Source organism: Celerinatantimonas yamalensis, assembly GCF_046054155.1.
In the GTDB taxonomy this organism is placed as follows: domain Bacteria; phylum Pseudomonadota; class Gammaproteobacteria; order Enterobacterales; family Celerinatantimonadaceae; genus Celerinatantimonas; species Celerinatantimonas yamalensis.
Genome location: NZ_JBEQCT010000001.1, coordinates 621,350 through 644,805 on the forward strand (window position 1 = coordinate 621,350; position 23,456 = coordinate 644,805).

Annotated in this window: 20 protein-coding genes; 10 read left to right on the forward strand and 10 right to left on the reverse strand. The window is 40.9% G+C overall.

Annotated features, from left to right (window positions below; translation table 11 throughout):
- Positions 1-25 precede the first annotated feature (25 nt).
- From ABUE30_RS03050 to ttcA, 4 genes are all read left to right on the forward strand, one after another.
- Positions 26-202 (forward strand): type 2 periplasmic-binding domain-containing protein, encoded by a 177-nt coding sequence (locus ABUE30_RS03050; protein ID WP_408622190.1) that lies wholly within the window; start codon positions 26-28, stop codon positions 200-202.
- A 2,590-nt stretch (positions 203-2,792) separates the two neighbouring features.
- Positions 2,793-3,533, forward strand: a complete 741-nt coding sequence (locus ABUE30_RS03055; RefSeq protein WP_408622191.1) for an FNR family transcription factor — start codon at positions 2,793-2,795, stop codon at positions 3,531-3,533.
- A gap of 111 nt (positions 3,534-3,644) precedes the next feature.
- The gene (uspE, locus tag ABUE30_RS03060; RefSeq protein ID WP_408622192.1) at positions 3,645-4,568 is read left to right on the forward strand and encodes a universal stress protein UspE; all 924 of its coding nucleotides are present in this window, start codon (positions 3,645-3,647) and stop codon (positions 4,566-4,568) included.
- Between the two features lie 86 nt (positions 4,569-4,654).
- On the forward strand, positions 4,655-5,584 hold the full coding sequence (gene ttcA, locus ABUE30_RS03065; RefSeq protein ID WP_408622193.1) for a tRNA 2-thiocytidine(32) synthetase TtcA: 930 nt from the start codon (positions 4,655-4,657) through the stop codon (positions 5,582-5,584).
- Between the two features lie 40 nt (positions 5,585-5,624).
- Here the strand turns inward: ttcA and ABUE30_RS03070 are convergent, their stop codons facing one another.
- Complete coding sequence (locus tag ABUE30_RS03070) at positions 5,625-6,422, reverse strand: glucosaminidase domain-containing protein (RefSeq protein ID WP_408622194.1); 798 nt, start codon at positions 6,420-6,422, stop codon at positions 5,625-5,627.
- A gap of 49 nt (positions 6,423-6,471) precedes the next feature.
- Positions 6,472-7,182, reverse strand: a complete 711-nt coding sequence (cobB, locus tag ABUE30_RS03075) for a Sir2 family NAD+-dependent deacetylase (RefSeq protein WP_408622195.1) — start codon at positions 7,180-7,182, stop codon at positions 6,472-6,474.
- Between the two features lie 411 nt (positions 7,183-7,593).
- Between cobB and ABUE30_RS03080 the strand changes: the two genes are divergently transcribed.
- The 5 genes from ABUE30_RS03080 to ABUE30_RS03100 all read left to right on the forward strand — a co-directional run bounded on the left by ABUE30_RS03080 (position 7,594) and on the right by ABUE30_RS03100 (position 13,834).
- Complete coding sequence (locus ABUE30_RS03080; RefSeq protein ID WP_408622196.1) at positions 7,594-8,613, forward strand: amino acid ABC transporter substrate-binding protein; 1,020 nt, start codon at positions 7,594-7,596, stop codon at positions 8,611-8,613.
- A gap of 93 nt (positions 8,614-8,706) precedes the next feature.
- Entirely contained in the window at positions 8,707-9,897 is a 1,191-nt protein-coding gene (locus tag ABUE30_RS03085; RefSeq protein WP_408622197.1) for an amino acid ABC transporter permease, read from the forward strand.
- 3 nt (positions 9,898-9,900) lie between these two features.
- Positions 9,901-11,001: an amino acid ABC transporter permease gene (locus ABUE30_RS03090; RefSeq protein WP_408622198.1), complete on the forward strand. Its 1,101-nt coding sequence runs from the start codon at positions 9,901-9,903 to the stop codon at positions 10,999-11,001.
- Between the two features lie 11 nt (positions 11,002-11,012).
- A complete protein-coding gene (locus ABUE30_RS03095) occupies positions 11,013-11,780 on the forward strand; it encodes an amino acid ABC transporter ATP-binding protein (RefSeq protein WP_408622199.1) in 768 nt (255 codons plus the stop codon).
- 143 nt (positions 11,781-11,923) lie between these two features.
- Positions 11,924-13,834: a methyl-accepting chemotaxis protein gene (locus ABUE30_RS03100; RefSeq protein ID WP_408622200.1), complete on the forward strand. Its 1,911-nt coding sequence runs from the start codon at positions 11,924-11,926 to the stop codon at positions 13,832-13,834.
- On the opposite strand, the gene ABUE30_RS03105 is transcribed toward ABUE30_RS03100, so the two are convergent.
- The 8 genes from ABUE30_RS03105 to thrS all read right to left on the reverse strand — a co-directional run bounded on the left by ABUE30_RS03105 (position 13,829) and on the right by thrS (position 21,680).
- Complete coding sequence (locus tag ABUE30_RS03105; protein WP_408622201.1) at positions 13,829-14,356, reverse strand: GNAT family N-acetyltransferase; 528 nt, start codon at positions 14,354-14,356, stop codon at positions 13,829-13,831. The two genes, ABUE30_RS03100 and ABUE30_RS03105, sit on opposite strands and share 6 nt — an antisense overlap.
- 332 nt (positions 14,357-14,688) lie before the next feature.
- Positions 14,689-14,988 carry an integration host factor subunit alpha gene (locus tag ABUE30_RS03110; RefSeq protein ID WP_408622202.1) on the reverse strand — a complete coding sequence of 100 codons (300 nt, stop codon included), beginning with the start codon at positions 14,986-14,988 and terminating at the stop codon, positions 14,689-14,691.
- A 2-nt stretch (positions 14,989-14,990) separates the two neighbouring features.
- Complete coding sequence (gene pheT / locus ABUE30_RS03115; protein WP_408622203.1) at positions 14,991-17,378, reverse strand: phenylalanine--tRNA ligase subunit beta; 2,388 nt, start codon at positions 17,376-17,378, stop codon at positions 14,991-14,993.
- 10 nt (positions 17,379-17,388) lie between these two features.
- Entirely contained in the window at positions 17,389-18,369 is a 981-nt protein-coding gene (gene pheS, locus ABUE30_RS03120; protein WP_408622204.1) for a phenylalanine--tRNA ligase subunit alpha, read from the reverse strand.
- Between the two features lie 174 nt (positions 18,370-18,543).
- Positions 18,544-18,897, reverse strand: coding sequence for a 50S ribosomal protein L20 (rplT, locus tag ABUE30_RS03125; protein WP_408622205.1), 354 nt, complete (start codon positions 18,895-18,897; stop codon positions 18,544-18,546).
- 17 nt (positions 18,898-18,914) lie between these two features.
- Positions 18,915-19,112, reverse strand: coding sequence for a 50S ribosomal protein L35 (gene rpmI, locus ABUE30_RS03130; protein WP_408622528.1), 198 nt, complete (start codon positions 19,110-19,112; stop codon positions 18,915-18,917).
- A gap of 96 nt (positions 19,113-19,208) precedes the next feature.
- A complete protein-coding gene (gene infC, locus ABUE30_RS03135; protein ID WP_408622529.1) occupies positions 19,209-19,751 on the reverse strand; it encodes a translation initiation factor IF-3 in 543 nt (180 codons plus the stop codon).
- Positions 19,752-19,754: 3 nt separating this feature from the next.
- Entirely contained in the window at positions 19,755-21,680 is a 1,926-nt protein-coding gene (gene thrS, locus ABUE30_RS03140; RefSeq protein WP_408622206.1) for a threonine--tRNA ligase, read from the reverse strand.
- A gap of 291 nt (positions 21,681-21,971) precedes the next feature.
- Between thrS and ABUE30_RS03145 the strand changes: the two genes are divergently transcribed.
- Positions 21,972-23,360 (forward strand): MATE family efflux transporter, encoded by a 1,389-nt coding sequence (locus ABUE30_RS03145; protein WP_408622207.1) that lies wholly within the window; start codon positions 21,972-21,974, stop codon positions 23,358-23,360.
- Positions 23,361-23,456: the final 96 nt, after the last annotated feature.

Consider the following 23,456-nt stretch of genomic DNA (forward strand, 5'->3'; position numbering starts at 1 on the left):
TATGACGTTAGAGACGTATCTAAATATGAGTCATATATTAGTGTCGCTGGAAGGTAATTACTATGGGCTGGTTGATGATCGCCTTATGAATATGGGGTTGGGAAGAAAGTTTCGTCTGACTCTGCTCAAAATGTTTGCCGTTTCCGAAATGGTTCAACAATCCAATTATGTCGAAACAGTTCTGAAACAGGTAATTCAATAACAGAAATGCACAAAAATGGCTAAGAAAACTGATTTATGCACAAGTCAATAAAACAATTTAAATCTACGCTTTACTGCTTGTGGCAACAGATTAACTTCCTATATACAAACAGCAAACCAGTACTGGCAAAAAAGTTATAACTACAATTTTAAAATTGAGGCTGTTAAACAAATGACTGAGCGTAGTTTTAAAGTCAATCACATGAGTTAACAACAGCATCTTTGCTTCACTCCAAATACCTTAATTCTTTCTGGTTCAATACTGAAGCAACAGAGTAGGGCATGACTAAAGGAAGTAAGGATAATAAACATAAATGCCAAACGCCGATTCATGATCAAAACTAGAGCGTGTTGATCTTTGCGGTATAAAATGAAACCAGCAAATTTAGCGGTTATATTGTAATGGTTTCGTCAAAAAATAAAAATAGCGCCACCTCAAACTCCAAGATTAATACTAACAATATGATAGCTGGAAATTGCTATCAATAATGATGCCCTTAACAGGACGTATTTATAATCAGCCTGAACATATAATGACTCTTGAGGATATTTTGTACCGCGTGAGAACAGGTATTTCTTGGCTGGATTTACCCCTCGAGTTTGAGGGATAAAACACAGTCTTGTGCTACAAAACTTTCCGTTCATCGGTAGACAAGTCATCACACAACAAGGCTAGGCCGTATGTGCATTGCACCAGTGCTATGATCTATATTTAGGAGCAAAGCGGTTTTTCTTCAGTGCAATTTTCGTATAAGCACTCAGCGAAGTTACAGAAATAAACCACGCTAGTAGTATGGCAACTATAGATAAATTCAGCAAAATGCTTGGCTGCTGCTTAAATGCTCGTAAACATCCTGAGACGCATATATTTAGCCAGATATACGTCTCACAGACACAAATAGCTCATAAGCATCAATCTAGTGCACAAAAGAATCATAGCGTTAGTACCTAGTATATTTCCTGTGTTTTGATGCATAGAGGTGCTAATAGCAGATAACCAACTGAAAGTTAAAGTTTACTAGACTACCCAGGATAAATCTCATAATATACAACTTCGCATAATGTATATTATGTTAAATATACTATCCTATAAAAATGAAGTCCAAAAATAGGCGGTAAAACCATGCTACTCCCTAGCTTATTCTCGGACTTTTTCCAAAAAGTATGCCGTGTATTTACTCTCCTAACTAGAAGCATTGCTGCATCAAAATCAAATTGTCGTTGCCATGTACCACATAAATACCTGAGCTGAAAACGGTGACCGCTCAAACAATATACGGCCTCTACACTGATTGAGAATAAAATGTCATAGACTAATCGATAGTTATTCATATACCTACTCAATAATAGACAGGTCAACTTCCTCAAGGTAACCGTATGAACATTCTTCAATCAATTTATGCCCATTAGACAAACAACAGACAAACAACGATTTTGGCGTAAAAACAATCACCTCTAGATAAACTGAATCGTTTTTCCTGATAAATCAAAGATTGCATTTAAAACGTGAACATTCGTGCAGTCACCTGAGTCAATTCCCCCAACACTAATCCTCAGGCACTAAAAAAGTCTATTCTCGCTGTCGCAAATCATTTTATGTAGATTGCTGCTATTGCTGCTATTGCTGCTATTGCTGCTATTGAACAGCAAATTATTAATGACTACCACTAGAAACGGCTGGTAGGAGACGAAAATGGAATAGGCAAAAAGGTAGTTCAAAGCACAAATTAACGAAAATGTAGCTCTATGACTCCCTATACTTTATTTAACAATAATTTACTATATTTACCATAAAATATGTATTTACCATTTAACTATCATTCTATTTTATCCAATTGCTTGGCTTCATATCTCGATAGCTAAACGCTAAAACATATCTGAAATGAAGTCAAAGTCGACAAAATCAAAACGATAACGGGTTGCTGAGTATCAACGATGGTTAGTACGACGTCGCTGCCCATCAGCTCCGTTTAGTTCGATGATCATCCACTTACAAGGAACTAAAGATAGCTAGGATGGGGTGCTGAATCCATCACAAAAATTACTTATATCATGGATTACTTCAGGAAACTTCCTATGACTCTGAGCGAAAACCAAGATCGCAGGAAATAAAAAATGTGTTGTGTAGCACACTTTCAAGATAATGAATAAACAATGAATACTTACGTGCTGATTCCTAACACTCTAATCCCCTAGAATTAGTGATCTTTTTTCCGATATTTAAAAATTGCTACCCCTTATCAATTTAAGGTTAAATATTTTTTAATATAATTAATCATCCTCTTCTTAGAAAGGACAAAAAATAAAATATCTTATTTTCAATAAGATATTTTCTAATCTGCTTTTATAAAGGAGGTTTTTCATGATAATTTATCGGAAAATCCCATTAATATTTTGCGTTAAATCTCTTCCGTAGCTGTTAATAATTTGTGAACTTTAAAATGCTTGCCTTAACCATAGATCCTCATGTATTGTTCGCGCACAAATCAAATCGGCTCACTTAAAGTTATAATTAAGATGCTTTTTAAGCTATGAAAGCATTTTAAAAAATAGTAGACTTGATCTGAGTCAAAATGGATGGTTGAGTTACTATGAGTGTAAATCACAGACATAATCGAGTTCAGACTGGCGGATGTGAGATTCATTGCCAAGAATGTAGTATTTCCCAATTGTGTATCCCCTACTCGCTCAACGAAACAGAGCTTGACCGACTAGATCGTATCATTGAACGGAAAAAGCCAATCCAAAAGGGTGAAGAACTGTTTGCAGCAGGTGAACCCATGCGCTGTTTATATGCCATTCGTTCAGGCACAATCAAAACCTATACCATTACCGAACAGGGTGATGAACAAATTACAGGTTTTCAATTGGCTGGTGATTTAGTTGGTTTTGATGCTATCAATAAAGGTGAACATCCAAGTTTTGCGCAGGCGTTAGAAACGTCCATGGTTTGTGAAATCCCCTTTGAAATTTTAGATGATCTCTCTTCTACAATGCCCAAGCTACGTCACCAGATCATGCGGTTAATGAGTAATGAAATCTGCGGCGATCAAGATATGATCTTACTCCTCAGCAAGAAAAATGCTGAGGAACGTTTGGCTGCATTCATTTTTGGTCTATCAAATCGCTTTTCTCAACGCGGATTTTCTCCTCGAGAGTTTCGGTTGACGATGACTCGCGGCGATATCGGCAACTATTTGGGCCTTACGGTAGAAACAATCAGTCGATTGCTTGGACGTTTTCAAAAGTCAGAACTCATTAATGTTAAGGGTAAATATATTACCATCGTTAATCATGAACAGTTAGCTGAACTTGCTGGTGCAAAAAAATAGGCTATAGACTCGAACTAACTTCGTTTATTTGAGCTAAGTCGCTTCGTTAACACTTAGTTTTGACTATTCTGGAAGTATCGTTCATCGAGCCTTTTATTTCAGGAGCGAATCATGATTCAGTATCAAAATATATTAGTTGTTATTGACCCAACCCAAGATGAACAAGCCGCTCTTTCTAGAGCAATTTTTCTTTCACAGCAAAAGCAAAATGCGCCAATTAAAGCGCTTTTAACTATTTATGATTTTTCTTATGAGATGACTTCAATGCTCTCATCTGATGAACGCGAAGCAATGCGTTCTGCGGTGATAGCCGATCGCATCGATTGGCTAAATAAGCTTGTGGCCCATTATCAGCATGAAGGTGTCGTGATCGAAACCAAAGTGCTGTGGAATAATCGTCTGTATGAAGCAATCATCAATGAAGCCATTGAATTTAAACATGACCTGATTGTCAAAAGCACCCATAGCCATCCTAAACTCAAATCAGTCATATTCACACCAACAGATTGGCATTTGTTACGGAAAACCCCCTGCCCGTTACTGCTAGTAAAAAATAATGACTGGTCATCCCATGGTCGTATTTTGGCCGCTGTACATCTAGGTGCTGAGGATGAATTGCACCTTAGACTTAATGAGCAAATTACCTCATATAGCCGAGACTTAGCACAACTCGTTGATGGTGAGCTTCATGTGATAAATGCTTATCCACCGGCTCCTGCCAATATTGCAATTGAACTTCCTGATTTTGACCCTGAACTTTACAATCGATCAGTGAAAGAACAGCACGAAGAACTTGTGAAAGATTATATTAGTCAGTATCAGCTCTCCGCGGAACAAGTCCACCTTGAAGAAGGTTTACCTGACGATGCGATTATTGATACGGCTTATAATTTAGATGTTGGGGTGGTCGTTTTGGGAACCTGTGGCCGTAGTGGTTTATCTGGGGCACTGATAGGCAACACGGCTGAACATGTGATTGATCAGCTAAACTGTGACCTACTCGCTTTACGCCCCGAGTCTTTGTCTAAGCCATAATTTTAATTCATCATCAGCAACACTTGAAGTCAGCTAGCGCGCCTTTATAATAGGCGCGCTTTTTATTATTTATTATTTGGTTGATCATGTCTGCAAATTCAAAATCTGAGGCGAAAGCGGTTTACAACGCCAACAAATTACACAAACGGTTACGTCGTCAAGTAGGTCAAGCTATTGCCGACTACAATATGATCGAAGCTGGCGATAAAGTTATGGTCTGTTTATCAGGAGGGAAAGACAGCTATGCTTTGTTAGCCATTTTACAACATCTGCAAGCCCATGCTCCCGTTGACTTTGAATTAATAGCAGTCAATTTGGACCAAAAGCAACCAGGATTTCCTAAAGATGTTTTGCCTCAGTATCTTGACTCACTGGGCATCGCTTATCGTATTATCGAAGAAGATACCTACTCGATTGTAAAAAATAAAATTCCAGAAGGAAAAACTACTTGTTCGCTTTGTTCTCGTTTAAGACGAGGGATTTTATATCGAACAGCTAAAGAACTTGGTGTGACCAAAATTGCTTTAGGGCATCATCGTGATGACATTTTAGAAACGTTATTTTTAAATATGTTCCACGGCGGGAAACTGAAAGCGATGCCACCTAAGCTGGTTAGTGACAATGGTGAGCATGTTGTGATTCGCCCACTTGCCTATTGTAAAGAATCAGATCTAGAACGTTTTGCTCAGATAAAAGAGTTTCCAATTATTCCTTGTAATTTATGTGGATCGCAAAAAAATCTACAACGCCAAGCCATCAAAGAAATGCTAAATAGCTGGGAGAGACACTACCCTGGACGCATTGAGTCCATGTTCCGAGCTGTACAAAACGTTGTACCATCCCATCTTATGGATTGTACATTGTTTAACTTCAAAGAGATCGATCGTGATAGCGGTGTGATCAACGGTGGAGATATTGGTTTTGATCAACCAGAACTTTCATCTTTGCAACTCGCTAACTTTACTGAAGAAGGAACAAATGAGCGTTTAGATATTCAGTTCATTGACGCCAATTAGTCAAAAAAACCTCTGAATAAATGCCCAGAGGAGTTTCAGTCTAATCTAGATTATTCAGCTGTGCCTGCACTGTTGCGGGCCACAAATCGGCATATGTGCTCATTAATTGCTTAAGTGAATCAACGTAAGCGGCACCTCGCGATGAGTAGTTCACCAACCCAGCAACGAGTACTTGACCTTTTAGTGTACGGCCTGCTTGACGCGATTTTTCTCTTAGAATTCGAAATTTATTATAAGCAGAATTAGTATTTAAATTAAGCATATACGAACGTAAAGATTGAAAAGGTGAACGAAACTTGCGAACTTCATGTGTTGCATTATCAGCGCGTTGGCTAGGAACAATGCCACAGCCTGTTTGAAAACACCATTGCCCAAATAGGTTATTTCCCTTTTGAGCGAATCGAGATGTTCCCCAGGCTGACTCATTTGCCGCTTGGGCCAATACCAGATTAGGTGGAACAATATCAACGCGTAATAAGAGTTGTTTGAAAGTGTCATCAGTCACTGTGTTTGTATCTAATGTAACGCTATATTCTTTTGCAAGTTCAATGACGTAATGATGTGCATCTGTCGATAACACCCCTTTTTGCTTATATTGCTGTTGCGCAGTTAACAACAGCGAACGCTTTTTTAAAATCAATAAATTTAATGATTTAACCATCGGCAAAAGGTAATCGCTAAAACGCTCCTTTCGCTGTTGTAAGTCTTCACCATTAACCGGTCTAGGAAGATGAGAAGTTTGTATGGACTCTGTCGGCATCGACCAGTCACTGGACGAATGCCCATAATCACATCCACCCAAAACAAATACCGTTCCTAACATTATCAGCCAACGCAAGCTCATCACCTCTCTATTCAAAGTTAAGCAGCTATTTTAGCAAATTAGGCTATTCCTTGGCTAATTCTTCAAAAATACGTTGTGTAAAGTGTGGCACAACCTGAGTGGCTGGGCCATAAAATTTATCATCAAAGGCACTTTCAACTTGGGATGGCGCTAAATTTAACTCTACCGTCTTAGCGCCATTACTGCTCGCCTGGCGCACAAAACCTGCGGCAGGATAAACGACGCCTGAGGTGCCTACTGCGACAAATAGGTCTGTTTGCTCTATTGCATACATAATTTCATCCATATAAAGCGGCATCTCACCAAACCAGACGACATGAGGACGTAATGGTTGTGGTGGCTGACAACACTGGCAGCGATCATCTGCAGCTACATCATAATCACATGCATATAGCCTTTCTGAATGAGTACAGCGTACTTTCATCAGCTCCCCATGCATATGAATAACATGCTTGCTGTTAGCACGCTCATGCAAATTATCTATATTTTGTGTCACTAAAGTCAAATTAACCTGAGGATGTTGCTCTAATTCAGCCAGAGCTAAATGCGCAGCATTTGGCTGTACAGCATCATTTAGCAACTCTTTACGGCGTTGATTATAGAAATTTTGCACTAAAAGAGGGTCTCGAGCATATCCTTCCGGCGTACAGATATCTTCGACTCGATGATTCGCCCAAAGTCCTGTATCCCCTCGGAATGTCTGGATCCCTGATTCAGCAGAGATACCTGCACCAGTCAAAATAACAATATTCACGTTTTCTCCTCATTCATTTTATTTACAGTTAGTGTAATACGAACCGGTATACCTCACAAAATGTTGATGATTAATTTGACTATTAATTTATAAATCAAAAATAAATTATCTAATTAATAGTTATTTTTAGTCTAAAATTTCAAAAGTAACGATAGAGTATTGAACAATTCAGTGTTTAATACTGAAAAACGTGATTTTTATTTTTAGAAAGAAAACATCTTTATTAAAGGTAAAAATTCTTTGAATAATTATCATGTCCGACTTTATAGCTAAAATTTTTCAAACTTCAGATAAAAATGTGGTTGACAGTGGAAGCTAATAACGTTTAATTTGACAGTAAGCCTGAAGGAAAAGGCGGATACATAGATGCCTTTCAGGCCGCTTATAATTCTAATGTACAGGGACGCAAAAATGTTAAAGACAACAACAATATGTGCCGTGATTGCTGCGACGCTGGCATTCTCGTCTTACGCAAATGCAGATACAACTTTACAATCAGTTCAGAAGAAAGGTTTTGTTCAATGCGGGGTGAGTACTGGTTTACCTGGATTTTCAAACCCAGATTCTAAAGGTAATTGGGAAGGGTTGGATGTCGATGTATGCCGTGCAGTGGCAGCAGCCGTACTTGGTGATGCAAATAAAGTTAAGTTTTCACCATTAACTGCCAAAGAGCGTTTTACCGCTTTGCAATCGGGAGAAATTGACATTCTCTCTCGCAATACAACTTGGACATTAACGCGTGATGCGTCTTTGGGACTCAATTTCGCGGGTGTTAACTACTATGATGGGCAAGGCTTTATGGTCAAAAAAAGCCTTGGTTTAAAATCAGCCAAAGAGCTTAATGGGGCTGCGGTATGTGTACAATCTGGGACAACTACCGAATTAAACCTAGCAGATTATTTTCGTAGCCATAACATGAAGTATACCCCTGTCGTATTTGATACATCAGACCAAACGGTGAAAGGTTTTGAAGCGGGGCGTTGCGACGTATTAACCTCTGATCAATCTCAACTTTATGCATTACGCATTAAGTTAGCTAAACCTGACAGTGCTGAAGTTCTCCCCGATGTTATTTCTAAAGAACCCTTAGGCCCAGTCGTTCGCCAGGGCGACGATCAGTGGTTCAATATTGTTAAATGGTCGTTATTCTCCATGGTCGATTCTGAAGAGTTAGGGATTACTTCAAAAAATGTTGACCAAATGCTCAAATCAACCAACCCATCGATCAAACGCTTGCTTGGTGTTGATAGTAGTATGGGCGAAATGTTAGGTATTAGTAATAAATGGGCTTATAACATTGTGAAGCAAGTGGGTAACTACGGCGAAGCCTTTAAACGAGATGTTGGAGCCGATTCTCCGCTTAAAATTTCACGCGGTTTGAACGCTCTATGGAAAGATGGCGGCATCCAATATGCGCCACCTGTTCGCTAAGCTATAGACTCAAAAGATTATAGAGCTGGTTTCCTCCAGCTCTATTTATTAGTTAAATCATTATAAATATAATTAACTGCAGGAGAGTTAAGTATGGCTAAGCAGCCTTCTGCTAAGCCCAAATTAACGCCCCGTACCATCTGGTTTGATCCAAATGTCCGTTCATTGGTCTTTCAGGTGCTTGCTATCGCCCTAGTGGTTTTGTTCCTTCACTCCATCATCACTAATGCGTTGCACAACTTAGATTCTCGGGGAATTAAAACGGGCTTTTCGTTTTTGTCGCAACATGCTGGTTTTGGCATTATTCAAACTCTAATACCGTACTCTGAGGATAGTACCTACGGTACTACGTTTATTGTTGGGTTACTGAACACCTTATTGGTATCTGTTTTAGGGATTATTTTCGCCACTATTATTGGCTTTATCGTGGGTATTGCTCGTTTATCGGATAACTGGGTTGTCGGAAAATTAGCTTCATCTTATGTAGAAATATTAAGAAACACACCACTATTACTGCAAATTTTCTTCTGGTATAACGCTGTGTTAGCCCCTCTACCGAGCCCTAGAGGAAGTTTTCACTTAGGACAGCTCATCTTTTTAAACAACCGAGGATTATATATTCCAAAGCCTATATTCGAATCAGGCTCGGGCTTATTATTAGCTGCCGTGGTATTCACGCTCATTGGTATTGTTGCTCTCAAACGCTGGGCAAAAAAAAGACAGCTACGCACAGGGGTTCCATTTCCAGTTTTATGGGTCTCGATTGGATTACTGATTGTTATTCCAGGTATTGCCCTTTGGCTAAGCGACCAGTCGATTGTGCTTGAACGGCCTCATTTGACTGGCTTCAATTTTCGTGGCGGTTGGACAATTATTCCTGAGCTAACAGCACTGTTGCTTGCTTTAGCATTATATACCTCTGCTTTTATTGCAGAAATTGTTCGCTCAGGTATCGAGTCCGTTAGCCAAGGACAAACTGAAGCGGCCCACTCTCTTGGACTTTCAAAAGGACAAACACTGCGTCTAGTAGTTATTCCACAAGCCATGCGAGTGATTATTCCCCCACTGACAAGTGAATATCTGAACTTAACGAAAAACTCCTCATTAGCCACTGCGATTGGCTATCCTGAACTTGTTTCCGTATTTATGGGAACCACTCTCAACCAAACAGGACAAGCAATTGAGGTTATTGCAATGACCATGGCGGTCTACTTGGTGATTAGTCTTGCCACATCAGCCTTTATGAACCTATACAACCAAAAAATGGCATTGGTAGAGAGATAATCTATGAGCGAATATCAATTTAAACCTGATCTCCCAGCTCCAAATAATAATGTGGGCATTTGGGGGTGGTTACGAAAAAACCTGTTTTCAACATGGTATAACTCATTATTTACTTTGTTGGTCCTGTATATTTTAATTCCTATGCTTTATCACTTTATTCAATGGGCTGTTATTGATGCCAGTTGGGTTGGCGATAGCCGTAAAGCTTGTACGGTAGGCGGTGGAGCATGCTGGGTCTTTGTCGAAAACCGATTTTCCCAGCTGATTTATGGTTTTTATCCTGAACCAGAACGTTGGCGGGCAAACCTGATCTATCTGAGTTGTGCTTTATTAATCACGTGGCTAGCGATCCCTAAGCTACCACACAAGCTATGGGTCGGTTTATTTGCATTATTTATTTACCCCTTTATTGCCGTCGTTTTACTGCATGGTGGCTTTTTCGGCCTCAGTGTCATTGACACTAGTTTGTGGGGTGGTCTGCTTGTCACTTTAGTCTTGGCTGTCGCAGGGATCGTCATCTCATTACCCTTTGGGACGGTATTAGCCTTAGGAAGACGTTCGAAAATGCCAGTGATTCGGGCTTTCAGTACCATCTATATTGAATTCTGGCGTGCTGTTCCATTGATCACCGTGTTATTTATGGCATCTGTGATGTTACCTCTATTTATGACGACAGAGATTAACTTTGATAAGTTGCTTCGTGCCATGATTGGGATCACGATGTTCTATTCCGCCTATATGGCAGAGGTCATTCGCGGTGGGCTACAAGCAATACCCAAAGGTCAATATGAAGCAGCAGAAGCATTAGCATTAAACTACTGGAAATCAATGCTGTTTATCATTTTACCCCAAGCGTTAAAAATCACGATTCCATCGATCGTCAACACCTTTATATCTCTCTTTAAAGACACAAGTCTAGTGTTGATTATTGGGATCTTTGATCTACTAGCTATTGGTCAATCTGCAATGTCAGATCCTAAATGGTTAGGTTTTTCTATTGAAATGTATGTATTTATCGCCTTTGTATTTTGGCTATTTTGCTTTGGCATTTCTCGATACTCGATCTATATCGAGAACAAGTTGCATACTGGCCATAAAAATTAAGGATTATAAGAATGACGGAACAATCTTTAAATCTCGCCGAAGGCGAAACAGTCATTAAACTAGACAAGATGAATAAGTGGTATGGGGAGTTTCATGTCCTCAAGGATATTGATCTCAATGTAACTCGTGGAGAACGAATTGTCATCTGTGGCCCTTCCGGTTCAGGTAAGTCAACAATGATTCGCTGCATTAACCACTTGGAAGAGCATCAGGCTGGAACAATTATCGTTAACGGAACGCCCTTAACAAATGACTTAAAAAATATTGAATATGTACGCAGAAACGTAGGAATGTGCTTTCAACATTTCAATCTATTTCCTCATTTAACGGTATTACAAAACTGTTGCTTAGCACCGATTTGGGTCAAACATACGCCAAAAAGAGAAGCCGAAGAAATTGCCATGCGATACCTAGAGCGGGTTAAAATTCCAGAACAAGCGCTCAAATACCCGGGACAGTTATCCGGGGGACAGCAGCAGCGCGTCGCCATTGCACGTAGTTTGTGTATGAATCCATCAATTATGTTGTTTGATGAACCAACTTCAGCACTTGATCCCGAAATGGTGCGAGAAGTACTCGACGTTATGGTTGAGTTAGCTGAAGAAGGAATGACGATGTTATGTGTGACCCATGAAATGGGGTTTGCTAAACAAGTCGCCGACCGAGTTATTTTCATGGATCGCGGTGAAATTATTGAACAAAATAATCCTCACGATTTCTTTGAAAATCCAATCTCAGACCGAACCAAGCTATTCTTGAGTCAGATCTTGAATCACTAAAATATCAATATTGAGGGCATCTGTGAAAGATGCCCTCGTTCGCAAATTTGTTCTCAACTGTTTTATTTATTTCTCTTCTCTGCCGATAACTCATCAGTTACATCTATACTAAGCTCTAGCTGTCCAATAGGAGTATATGAACGATGAAGTTATCACTACAAGTGAAACTGATCACTATCACCATACTATTGTTAACTGTTATTTCGCTTTGTTTCGGTTATCTTGCATACTCACAATTAGCTACTTCACGTGAAGAATCAATCCGCTCTGAAAGTAATGCCCAAGCACAAGCATTTATCCTATACCTATCAACATGGGCTGAAGATCGTCAACAAACGATGGCTGCTTTAGCAACACAACTCGATGCAGAACTAAAAAGCGCCCCTGTGCTCAATCATCAAACAACGCTCCGATATCTCAATCAAGCAAAAACCAGTGGCAGTTTTGCTCTAACGTTTGTGGGATTAAATGATGGAACAATGTATCGCGATAATCCCAGCTTAGATAAAAAAGGGTATGATCCACGTGTTCGGAGCTGGTATAAGTCAGCAAAAGACCTACAAAAACCTTTGACCACAATACCCTATGTCGCTGTGACAGGTAATAAATTGGCGATTACGTTTGTCTATCCGTTGATCGTTGATGGCCAATATCGGGGAGCTATTGGTGGGCTTTTTTATATGGACAAAATCATTGATAAAGTTTTAAATCTCAAAATTCAAGGGGGTGGTTTTGCTTTGTTACTGGATAAGCGTGACGCAATAGCCGCTTATAGAGATAAATCGATGATCACTAAATCGCCACAGAAATTAAGCCCCTTCTTTAGTACACAAACACTTTCCTCACTCGATGGCCACCCCAGTCTACATGATCTAACCATTGCAGGGAAAAAGACACTTGTTTATTTAGATGCCATCCCGAATACCAACTGGATTTTAGGATTTGTCATGAATAAACAGATCCTATATGCGCCTATCAATCAGTTGTTATGGAAAACAATATTGGTTGCCGCTACTCTCTTGTTGCTAAGCATTTTTTTCGCTACGATTTTAATTCGGTGGTTATTTAAAGACCTACGCCAAGTTTCAGAGGGACTTGCCAATATTGCAAGTGGTAATGGTGATCTAACGCTACGGATCCAGACTACATCACAAGATGAAATTGGTGATCTAGCTCGTAATTTTAATACATTCGTTGAATATTTACATGGGATCATTAGCCGCTTGCGAAGCGCTGGCGACAACTTAGTTGATGAGGCAAAAAATGCTCACCAACTCTCTGATGCGAGCGCGCAACGTGTCCAACATCAACAACAAGAGGTGACGCTAGTTGCCACTGCTGTACACCAAATGACAGCAGCAACACAGGAAATTGCCAATAATGCAGCCCACACAGCAAGTACATCAGACGATGCTGTACATCTAAGTCAAACAGGGCTTGTTCAAGTAAACAAAAGCCAAGAAAGTATTAATTTATTGGCTAATGAAATCCAAGAAACTTCATCAGCGATTAGTGAATTAGACAAACACGTGCAAGAGATAGGCTCAATTCTATCGACAATCTCAGCGATTGCCGAACAGACGAATTTACTAGCACTAAATGCAGCAATTGAGGCTGCGCGCGCGGGTGAGCAAGGTCGTGGCTTTGCAGTGGTAGCGGATGAAGTTCGTTCGTTATCTCAACGAACTCATTTATCTACAGAAGAAATTCGTAATATGATCAATGTACTGCAAGGAGCAACAGAAAATGCAGTCAATCAGATGAACAGCAGCCACAGTACGGCGCAAAAGAGTGTCACCGACAGCGATGCGGCAAAACAAAGCTTCATCGATATTCGTCAAGCAATTGAAACAATCAATGAAATGGCAACTCAAATAGCAACCGCAGCAGAAGAGCAGACATCCGTAACGGCGGAAATTAATGAAAATACAACAAATATTAATGTCGTATCAGAACAGCTCAGTCAAACCGCGCAAAATGGGGCTAAACAAGCTGAAATTCTTTCTGAGATCAGTGAAAGAATTCGTAAAGACATTAGTGTGTTTAAACTATAGACGTTGCTTCATATAATACATTTGTAAATCTTCACTAATAGCAACCTGTTGATTATGTTCGACAGGTTGTTTTCTATAAAATAGGCCGTAGGAACTTGGTGAGAATCCACGTTTGGCACACAGCTGTTGGATGCCTTGATAGGCTGGTGACAATGACACTCCGATGCCAATACGGCGACATGCTCGAAGAGCTTTAAGCTCAATCCGGCTGATTAGCGCGGTGGCCACGCCTTGATTTCGCATTTCGGGAAGAACAATCAAGGTCGTGATTTCGGGAATATTAGCTTCTTGAAAAGGCGGAAAATCAGATTTCCAATTCATACAGATAAAACCAATAATTTTTTGCTCTCGTAAAGCAATCCAACTTTCCGTGTTCTCAAGCAATTGTTGGTGGTAATTATCAGGATTATCACATTTAGATAGAAATAATGACGAATGGGCAAACCGATCATAGAGATGTCCACACCACTCCTCTTGAAGAGGTTTGATACTACAAATAGTTTTACTGGTGGCTTGCAACATAACCTAACCCAAATCATTTCAACATCAACACGTTAACCTACCGTGTTATCACAATAATTTCTAGTATAACCGCTAAATTCATTCATAAAATATGCTGCAGTCTGTCTTATTCTTGCGTTTATACACAATCGGGCAATAATACTATATTGTCTTTATCAAATAGATAGGGGGTAAATGGGATATAACAGCGGCTGTAATGGATAGAGCTTCTTTAGTTTCAATTTACTACTGAAACTATTCATGGGAATCTGTTTTATAGAAAATTAACTAGAACGAATAATTGGCCCCTCTTATGAAGAGGCCAATTAGGAGTGTCGAAAACTGCGAATGATTCAATCCGACTTAGGTTCTGCGTGTTCTACTCGGCTTTTTAACTTCTGACCAGGTCGAAACGTAACAACTCGTCTAGCACTGATAGGAATATCTTCGCCAGTTTTAGGATTTCGGCCAGGACGTTGACTCTTCTCACGAAGGTCAAAATTCCCGAACCCTGAAACTTTAACTTGTTCCCCAGATTCTAATGCTATACGGATTTCCTCAAAAAAAGCCTCAACAACATCTTTTGATTCTTTTTTACTAAACCCCAACCGATCAAAGAGACTCTCTGCCAGGTCAGCCTTAGTTAGTGCCATATTTAATCCCTCAAGGATGCATCGAATTCGGACTTGAGTGCAGCAACAATGTTATCAACTATTGTAACAATCTCACCTTCTTCCAAGGTATGCGAGGTATCCTGTAATGTCAGACTCAGCGCAATGCTTTTCTTCCCTTCAGTAACACCTTTACCTTGGTATACATCAAACAAGTTTACGCCAACTAATTGATTTGTGCCATTTTTCCAAACAGATTTTATCAAATCTGCGGCATTAATCGATTGTTCAACAACAATTGCGATATCTCGACGGTTCGCAGGGAACTTAGAAACTAGTTTTGCTTGAGGAATAACAGCTTGAGTGAGAGCCTCTGCTGTCAGTTCAAACAAAAAAACTCGGCCACTCAATCCAAATGTTTTTTCAAATTTTGGGTGAATTGCCCCTATCCAACCCACTGTTTCATTATTGCGTAAAATTTTTGCCGATTGACCCGGATGTAACGCTGGATTTTCAGCTTTAACAAAGTCAAATTCTGCTGAACAACCTGTCGATGCAATCAGTACTTCAACATCACCCTTCACATCGAAAAAATCAACGTCACGAGTATTGCCATGCCAATTTTCAGCACTAGATAGCCCACAAATAACCCCTGCCACCATCTGCTCTTGACGTACATTCAATGGCGATGATCTATCAGGGACAAAACGTAGGCCCGTTTCAAATAAGCGAATACGACTCTGCTGACGCTTCTGGTTATAAGAAAGCACATCTAGCAATCCAGTCCAAAGACTCAAGCGCATCTGAGACATATCTGATGATATAGGATTAGGTAAATCCATGGTCTCTTGTTGTGGATGCAGTAACTGTTGTTTTTTAGGATCCACAAAACTATAAGTAATTGCTTCTTGGTAATCTCGATCGACTAAGATATGACGAAGCCGACTTAGTGACAATTTCGACTCAGGCACTGCAGACATTGTTAAATGAGCGACTGGCGCTTTATTAGGAATCGAGTTGTAACCATAAATCCGAGCAACTTCTTCAATAAGATCTTGCTCAATCTCGAGATCAAAGCGATAGCTAGGCGCAACGACATTCCAACCCGAATCTATTTCTACAACATGCAGTCCTAGTCGAGTTAATATTTCTGTCACTTGAGTACGTTCAAAAGCTTGTCCAATAAAACGCTCTAAACGAGAATGGCGAAGAATAATCGATTGCGGCTTAGGAAGGTGTTCAGGGGCCTCGGCAACGTTCACATCGCCGGCTAGACCACCACATATAGCTAATATGAGCCCACTGGCACGATCTAAAGCGCGCTCTTGTAATTGCCAGTCTACGCCACGTTCAAAGCGATGAGATGCGTCAGTATGCAAGCCATACTGACGAGCACGCCCTGTAATAGCCAGTGGTGAAAAGAAGGCACTTTCCAAGAAAATCGTTGTCGTTTTCTCACTGATACCGGTTGCCTGACCACCAAAAATACCTGCCAAAGCAATGGGTCCTTTTTGGTCTGCGATCACCAGTGTATTATCGCTTAATTCAATTGTTTGCTCGTCCAAGGTGACAAGCTTCTCACCATTTTTTGCTAAACGAATATCAATACCACCTGATAATTTATCTGCATCAAAGGCGTGCAAGGGCTGCCCTAACTCAAGGAGTATATAATTAGTAATATCAACAATTGGGTCAATTGAACGAATTCCGCCTCGTCGCAATTTTTCAGCCATCCACAACGGTGTGGTTGCTGTCATATCGATCCCTTCGATGACTCGCCCTAAATAGCGAGGACAAGCATCTTTTGCAGAGACAACAACCCCAACTTGGCGGGCAGACTTACTATCAACACCTGAAATTTCGGGTTCAATGACATCAATATTGTTCAGTACTCCTACTTCTCGAGCAACCCCGGCAATACTAAGACAGTCAGCACGATTTGGCGTAAGATCAATATCAATCGATTGATCATTGAGCATTAGGTAATCGCGTAAATCTTTGCCCACTGGCGCATCAACAGCTAACTCGATAATACCATCATGGTCATCACTTATTTCTAATTCCCTAGCACTACATAGCATACCGAATGAGGGTTGACCGCGCAGCTTTGCTTTTTTAATTTTAAAATCGCCCGGTAAGATTGCGCCAACCATTGCAACCGCAACTTTTAAACCTTGACGACAATTTGGTGCACCGCAAACAATAGAAATAAGCTCATCGTTACCCACATTTACCTGAGTAACGCGCAGTTTGTCAGCATCAGGATGTTGTTCACAATGAACGACTTCACCGACAATGACGCCACTAAATGACCCCGCGACAGGTGATACTTCATCAACTTCTAAGCCCGCCATTGTCACTTGTTCACACAACGCATTTGAGTCGATTTGCGGATTAACCCATTCGCGCAACCAAGCTTCACTAAATTTCATTACCCTATTCCTAGTTGAATTGCTTCAGAAAACGCAGATCATTTTCAAAGAAAGCCCGCAGATCGTTAACGCCGTAACGAAGCATCGTCAAGCGTTCAACGCCCATTCCAAATGCAAACCCAGTATATTGTTCTGGGTCAATGCCCACAGATGTGAGCACATTTGGGTGGACCATGCCGCAACCAAGGACTTCCAACCAGCCATTTTGGCCCAATATATCTACTTCTGCTGAAGTCTCAGTAAATGGAAAATAAGACGGTCGGAAGCGAATTTTTAGATCAGCCTCAAAAAAGTTTTGAAGAAAGTCATACAAAACACCTTTAAGTTCGGTAAAGCGTACATCCGTATCAACCATCAAACCTTCAACTTGGTGAAACATGGGAGTATGAGTCTGATCATAGTCATTGCGGTACACCCGTCCAGGGGAGATGATCCGGATCGGTGGTTTTTCCACTTCCATCGTTCGAATTTGCACACCAGAGGTTTGCGTGCGCAAAACTAACTCAGGGTTAAAATAGAAGGTATCATGATCAGCGCGAGCTGGATGGTGCTTAGGAATGTTCAGCGCATCAAAGTTATGATAATCATCTTCAACTTCTGGGCCATGGCGTGTAGTAAAACCTAATTGTCCAAAATATTGCTCAATACGCTCAATTGTTCGAGTGACCGGATGCAAGCCCCCTGATTGAGCTTGACGCCCTGGTAAGCTGACATCAATACTCTCACCCACTAATTTGGCGTTTAAAGCAGCATCTTGTATCGCACCACGCTTATCATTGATAGCTTGCGTAATAGTTTGTTTCGCTTGATTAATAGCTTGACCAGCTGCAGGCCGCTGCTCAGCACTTAGTTTCCCAAGTGTTTGCATCTGCTGAGTCATCAAACCTTTTTTTCCTAAAAATTCAACGCGGACAGCGTCCAGCGCAGCTAGATCGTCAGCTTGCCCTAGCTGTAAAAGGGCCTGAGCGATCAGCGCTTCGAGTTGTTGCATGAGTTCCTCTATCCCGCTTCGCAATGGATTGAGCGATTAATAAAATATGAAAGATAAATAGTAAAGGAAAGTCTTTAAAATGGCTAGGTGATGAGCGTAAAAGTCGCTAATTATCAACATATTCAGACATAAAAAAGCCCAGCACTAGGCTGGGCTCTCATAAATTCTCTAAAATTACAGTACGCTTTTAGCTTTTTCTACTAAAGCAGCAAATGCAATTTTGTCGAATACAGCGATGTCGGCCAGGATCTTACGATCAATCTCGATAGATGCTTTTTTCAGACCATCAATAAAACGGCTATAAGACAGGCCATTTTGACGAGCTGCAGCATTGATACGAGCAATCCAAAGCTGACGGAATTGACGTTTACGCTGACGGCGGTCACGATATGCATATTGACCAGCTTTGATTACAGCTTGGAATGCAACACGATAAACACGTGAACGAGCTCCATAATAACCTTTGGCTTGACTCAGAACCTTTTTGTGACGCGCACGGGCAGTTACACCACGTTTAACTCTTGCCATCTGTTCTCTCCTCTAACTTAAGCGTACGGCAACATGCGGACAACAGCTGCAACATCGGATTTTGCAACCATACTTTTAGCACGCAATTGACGTTTAACTTTGGTACGACGCTTAGTCAGAATATGACGCAGACCAGCTTGTTTACATTTAAAACCACCGGAACCGGTTTTTTTGAAGCGCTTTGCAGCACCCCGGTCAGTTTTCATTTTTGGCATTTTCATGCACTCCGCATTGTGATTAATAATATGCAGCAAGGCGAACAAACTCAGCCACACATTGTGTGGCTAAGTTATATTACTTGAAAGCCTTAGCTACTTCTTCTTAGAAGCAAGGACCATCACTGCCTGGCGACCTTCCATCTTCGGAAACGCTTCAACAACAGCTAACTCTTCTAAATCGTCTTTAATACGATTGAGGAGATCAAAACCTAACCGCTGATGAGCCATTTCGCGACCACGGAAACGCAAGGTCACTTTGGCCTTATTGCCCTCTTCAATAAAGCGAATCAGGTTGCGTAGTTTTACCTGATAATCGCCTTCATCAGTCCCAGGTCGGAATTTAATTTCCTTAACCTGAATCTGCTTTTGCTTCTTCTTCTGCTCTTTGGCTGATTTACTTTTTTCGTAGAGGAATTTCCCGTAATCCATGACCCGGCAAACAGGCGGCTCCGCATTAGGGCTAATCTCCACCAAGTCTACACCTGACTGAGAGGCCTGTTCCAAAGCTTCTTCTATCGTTACAACTCCAGCCTGTTCACCATCAAATCCAATTAATCGGACTTCAGGTACTCGAATTTCACGGTTAATTTTATTTGGTCGAACAACTTTTTGCTGACCTCTTCTTCCACCTTTTATAATCTATTCCTCCAACGTTGCTGTAACACGAGTGTCAATTTCAGCACGTAATTTAGTAATCAGATCTGCGATCTTCATTTTGCCAAGATCAACACCCTTGCGAGTACGGATAGCGACTTCTTGAGTCTCGACTTCTTTGTCGCCGACGACCAATAAGTACGGCACCCGTTTAAGAGTATGTTCTCGGATTTTAAAGCCTATTTTCTCGTTTCTCAAGTCCGCACTGGCTCTAATTCCAGCATTATTGAGTTGTGCCACGGTTTCATTCACAAAATCAGCTTGTTTATCGGTAATATTCATAACAACCGCTTGAGTGGGTGCCAACCATAACGGAAATAAGCCAGCATACTCTTCAGTTAAAATACCAAAAAAACGCTCTAGGGAACCGAGAATAGCGCGATGAATCATTACGGGTATCTTGCGTTCATTGTCTTCCGCGACATATGATGCGCCAAGACGCTCAGGCATTGAGAAATCCAGTTGGATTGTACCACACTGCCATGCCCTGTCCAGACAATCATACAGTGTAAATTCAATTTTAGGACCATAGAAAGCCCCCTCACCCGGTTGAATGTCATAATCCAACTGATTATGCGCTAGCGCTTTTTTTAACGCCTCTTCAGCTTTGTCCCAAGTTTCATCACTACCCACACGTTTTTCTGGGCGAGTAGATAATTTCACGACAATTTTCTCAAATCCAAAAGTCGAGTACATGTCATAAACCATTTTGATACATGCTGATACTTCGTCTTGGATCTGCGCTTCTGTACAAAAGATATGTGCATCATCTTGAGTAAAACCACGCACGCGCATTAGCCCGTGCAGCGAACCTGATGGTTCATTACGATGGCAACAGCCAAATTCAGCCATTCTCAGTGGTAAATCACGATATGATTTTAGCCCTTGATTAAAAATTTGTATATGTCCTGGGCAGTTCATTGGTTTAATCGCATACTCACGATTCTCTGAAGATGTTGTGAACATGTTTTCAGCATACTTGTCCCAATGGCCTGACTTTTCCCACAAAACCCGGTCCATCATAAATGGCCCTTTGACTTCTTGATAGTGGTATTGGTGAAGCTTTTCACGAACAAAATTTTCCAATTCACGAAAAATAGTCCAACCGTCATTATGCCAAAAAACCATTCCAGGTGCTTCTTCTTGCCAATGAAATAAGTCTAGCGCTTTGCCAATTTTACGATGATCACGTTTAGCTGCTTCTTCTAAGCGGTTTAAATAAGCTTTAAGTTGTTTCTTATCGGCCCAAGCAGTGCCGTAAATACGCTGCAACATTTTATTGTTACTATCGCCACGCCAGTACGCACCTGCAATTTTCATCAGTTTAAAGTGCTGACAAAAACGCATATTAGGCACATGAGGGCCACGACACATATCGATATATTCTTGGTGATGATACAACCCTGGGCGATCACTTGGATCAATCCCCTCAATGACCTCGAGTTTATATGTCTCACCACGTTCTTGGAAAACACGTTTTGCCTCGTCGACAGAAACCTTTTCCTTGATAACGTCATAGTTGGTTTTGGCCAACTCATGCATTCGATTTTCTAAAGCATCCAGATCTTCCTGAGTCAGCGAATGCTCTAAGTCCACATCATAATAAAACCCATTATCGATGGTTGGACCAATCGCCATTTTTACATCTGGCCACAGCTGCTTAATTGCGTGTCCCAACAGATGAGCACAAGAATGGCGGATAATTTCTAAGCCATCGTCGTCCTTAGACGTGATGATCGCGATGTTAGCATCGGTGCTGATTACTTCACACGCATCAACACGTTGACCATTGATACGTCCAGCGATGCAAGCTTTTGCAAGACCGGTTCCAATATCGGCGGCAATTTCAGCAATAGAAACAGGTTTCTCAAATTGACGTTGACTACCATCAGGAAGAGTAATAACTGGCATAACGATTCCTTAAATTACAGTGGTGATGCCTACCAAACATCACATGCAAATATGAATTTATGGGGTAAAACTAAATAAAAATATGTCCCGCTCGTTACCATCGAGCGGCGACCGCTAATATTATCTGAACCACACTATAAACTCAAATAAGGTCGTGATATAACTCTAGGTTTTACGAGCAAATCACTGCGTTGGTTTTGATAATGGCAGTTAATAGACCATAAAAGGTGTTTTTTAGCACTAAACACGTTACTCTCTGCGGTCTATTTCTAGCCAGTTTTATATTTTCATATGAAGTCATTTATTCAAAATGAAGCGTTTCGTTTAGTTCGCCTCGCATTTCCAGTGTTAATCACCCAGCTTATCATGATTGGGATGAGCGTTGTTGATACGTTAATGGCTGGCCAAGTTAGTGCGACCGATTTAGCTGCCGTAGCGCTGGGTGGAAGCTTGATCATGCCACTGGTATTTTTTTGTCAGGGGGTGTTGTTAGCTGTCACACCTATTATTGCCAACCATTTTGGTGCCAAGCGTTATCGCTATATACGTCGAAACATGATGCAGTCATTATGGTTAGCGTTCTTTTTGAGTCTATTCGGATTTGCCATCGCAACGCAACTCGGTCGTGTTGCAGCGATGATGAGCCAAGATCAGCATCTTATTGCGTTAGCCAGCCGCTATATCCACTTTATGTCTTTTGGTATATTTGGCGGATGCTTCTATCAAGCTTGGCGAGGTCTAAATGAAGGTATGGGCAATACCCGTGTGATCATGATGTTTGGTATATTAGGGTTATTGCTTAATATTCCAGCTAACTACATCTTTATACACGGATTGTTTGGTCTCCCCCGCCTTGGTGGTGCTGGATGTGGGTTAGCGACAGCATTGGTGTTTACCTTTATGGCATTGGGGCTGGGTGGATATGTATACAGTTGTAAACGATATCGTTATTTGCAGCTATTTCAGATTCAATTTTGGCCACGATGGGATCGTATCTACGCGATTTTATGCTTAGGATTACCGATCGCGTTTTCTATTTTCTTTGAAATCAGTTTGTTTTCTGCAATCACATTATTAATGACACCGTTTGGTCCAACAACCATCGCAGGGCACCAAGTGGCCTTAAACGTCGTCAGCGTTGTGTTTATGGTGCCTTTGAGTATAGGGATCACATTAACCATTCGGGTCGGACAGCTACTCGGTGAGCGCCGCCTAGTTGATGCCCGTCGTGTTGGTTTACTTGGGCTAGGTTTATGCTTAATCGTAGCAATGTTTACAGCTTCGCTCACGCTAATTTTTAGACCTAATATTGTCCATTTTTATAGTCAAGATCCGCAGGTACAAATAGTAGCTATTCATTTATTACTTATCGGCGCTGCATTTCAAATTTTTGATGCATTGCAGGTAGTCACAGCTGGTATTCTTCGCGGTTATCAAGATACGCGTAGTGTATTATGGATCACACTGATTAGTTATTGGCCAATTGGACTCGGCAGTGGATGTATTCTCGGTCTAACTGACTGGCTCACGAAAAAGCCCATGGGGGCGACAGGTTTTTGGCTGGCATTTATGTTCGGACTAGGTTGTTCCGCAATACTGCTGCTGATTCGCTTTTCGCGGTTAAGTCGTCGTTATGCAAATTGGAACATCCCAAGCCAAAAAGTCCAACATGCAATTTAACTAGTAGTGCACCTTAGAATCTAAAAAATAGCCATTAACAGTAAAAAGCCCTAACAATTTTGTTAGGGCTTTTTTAAATCAAATATCCGTTAATAA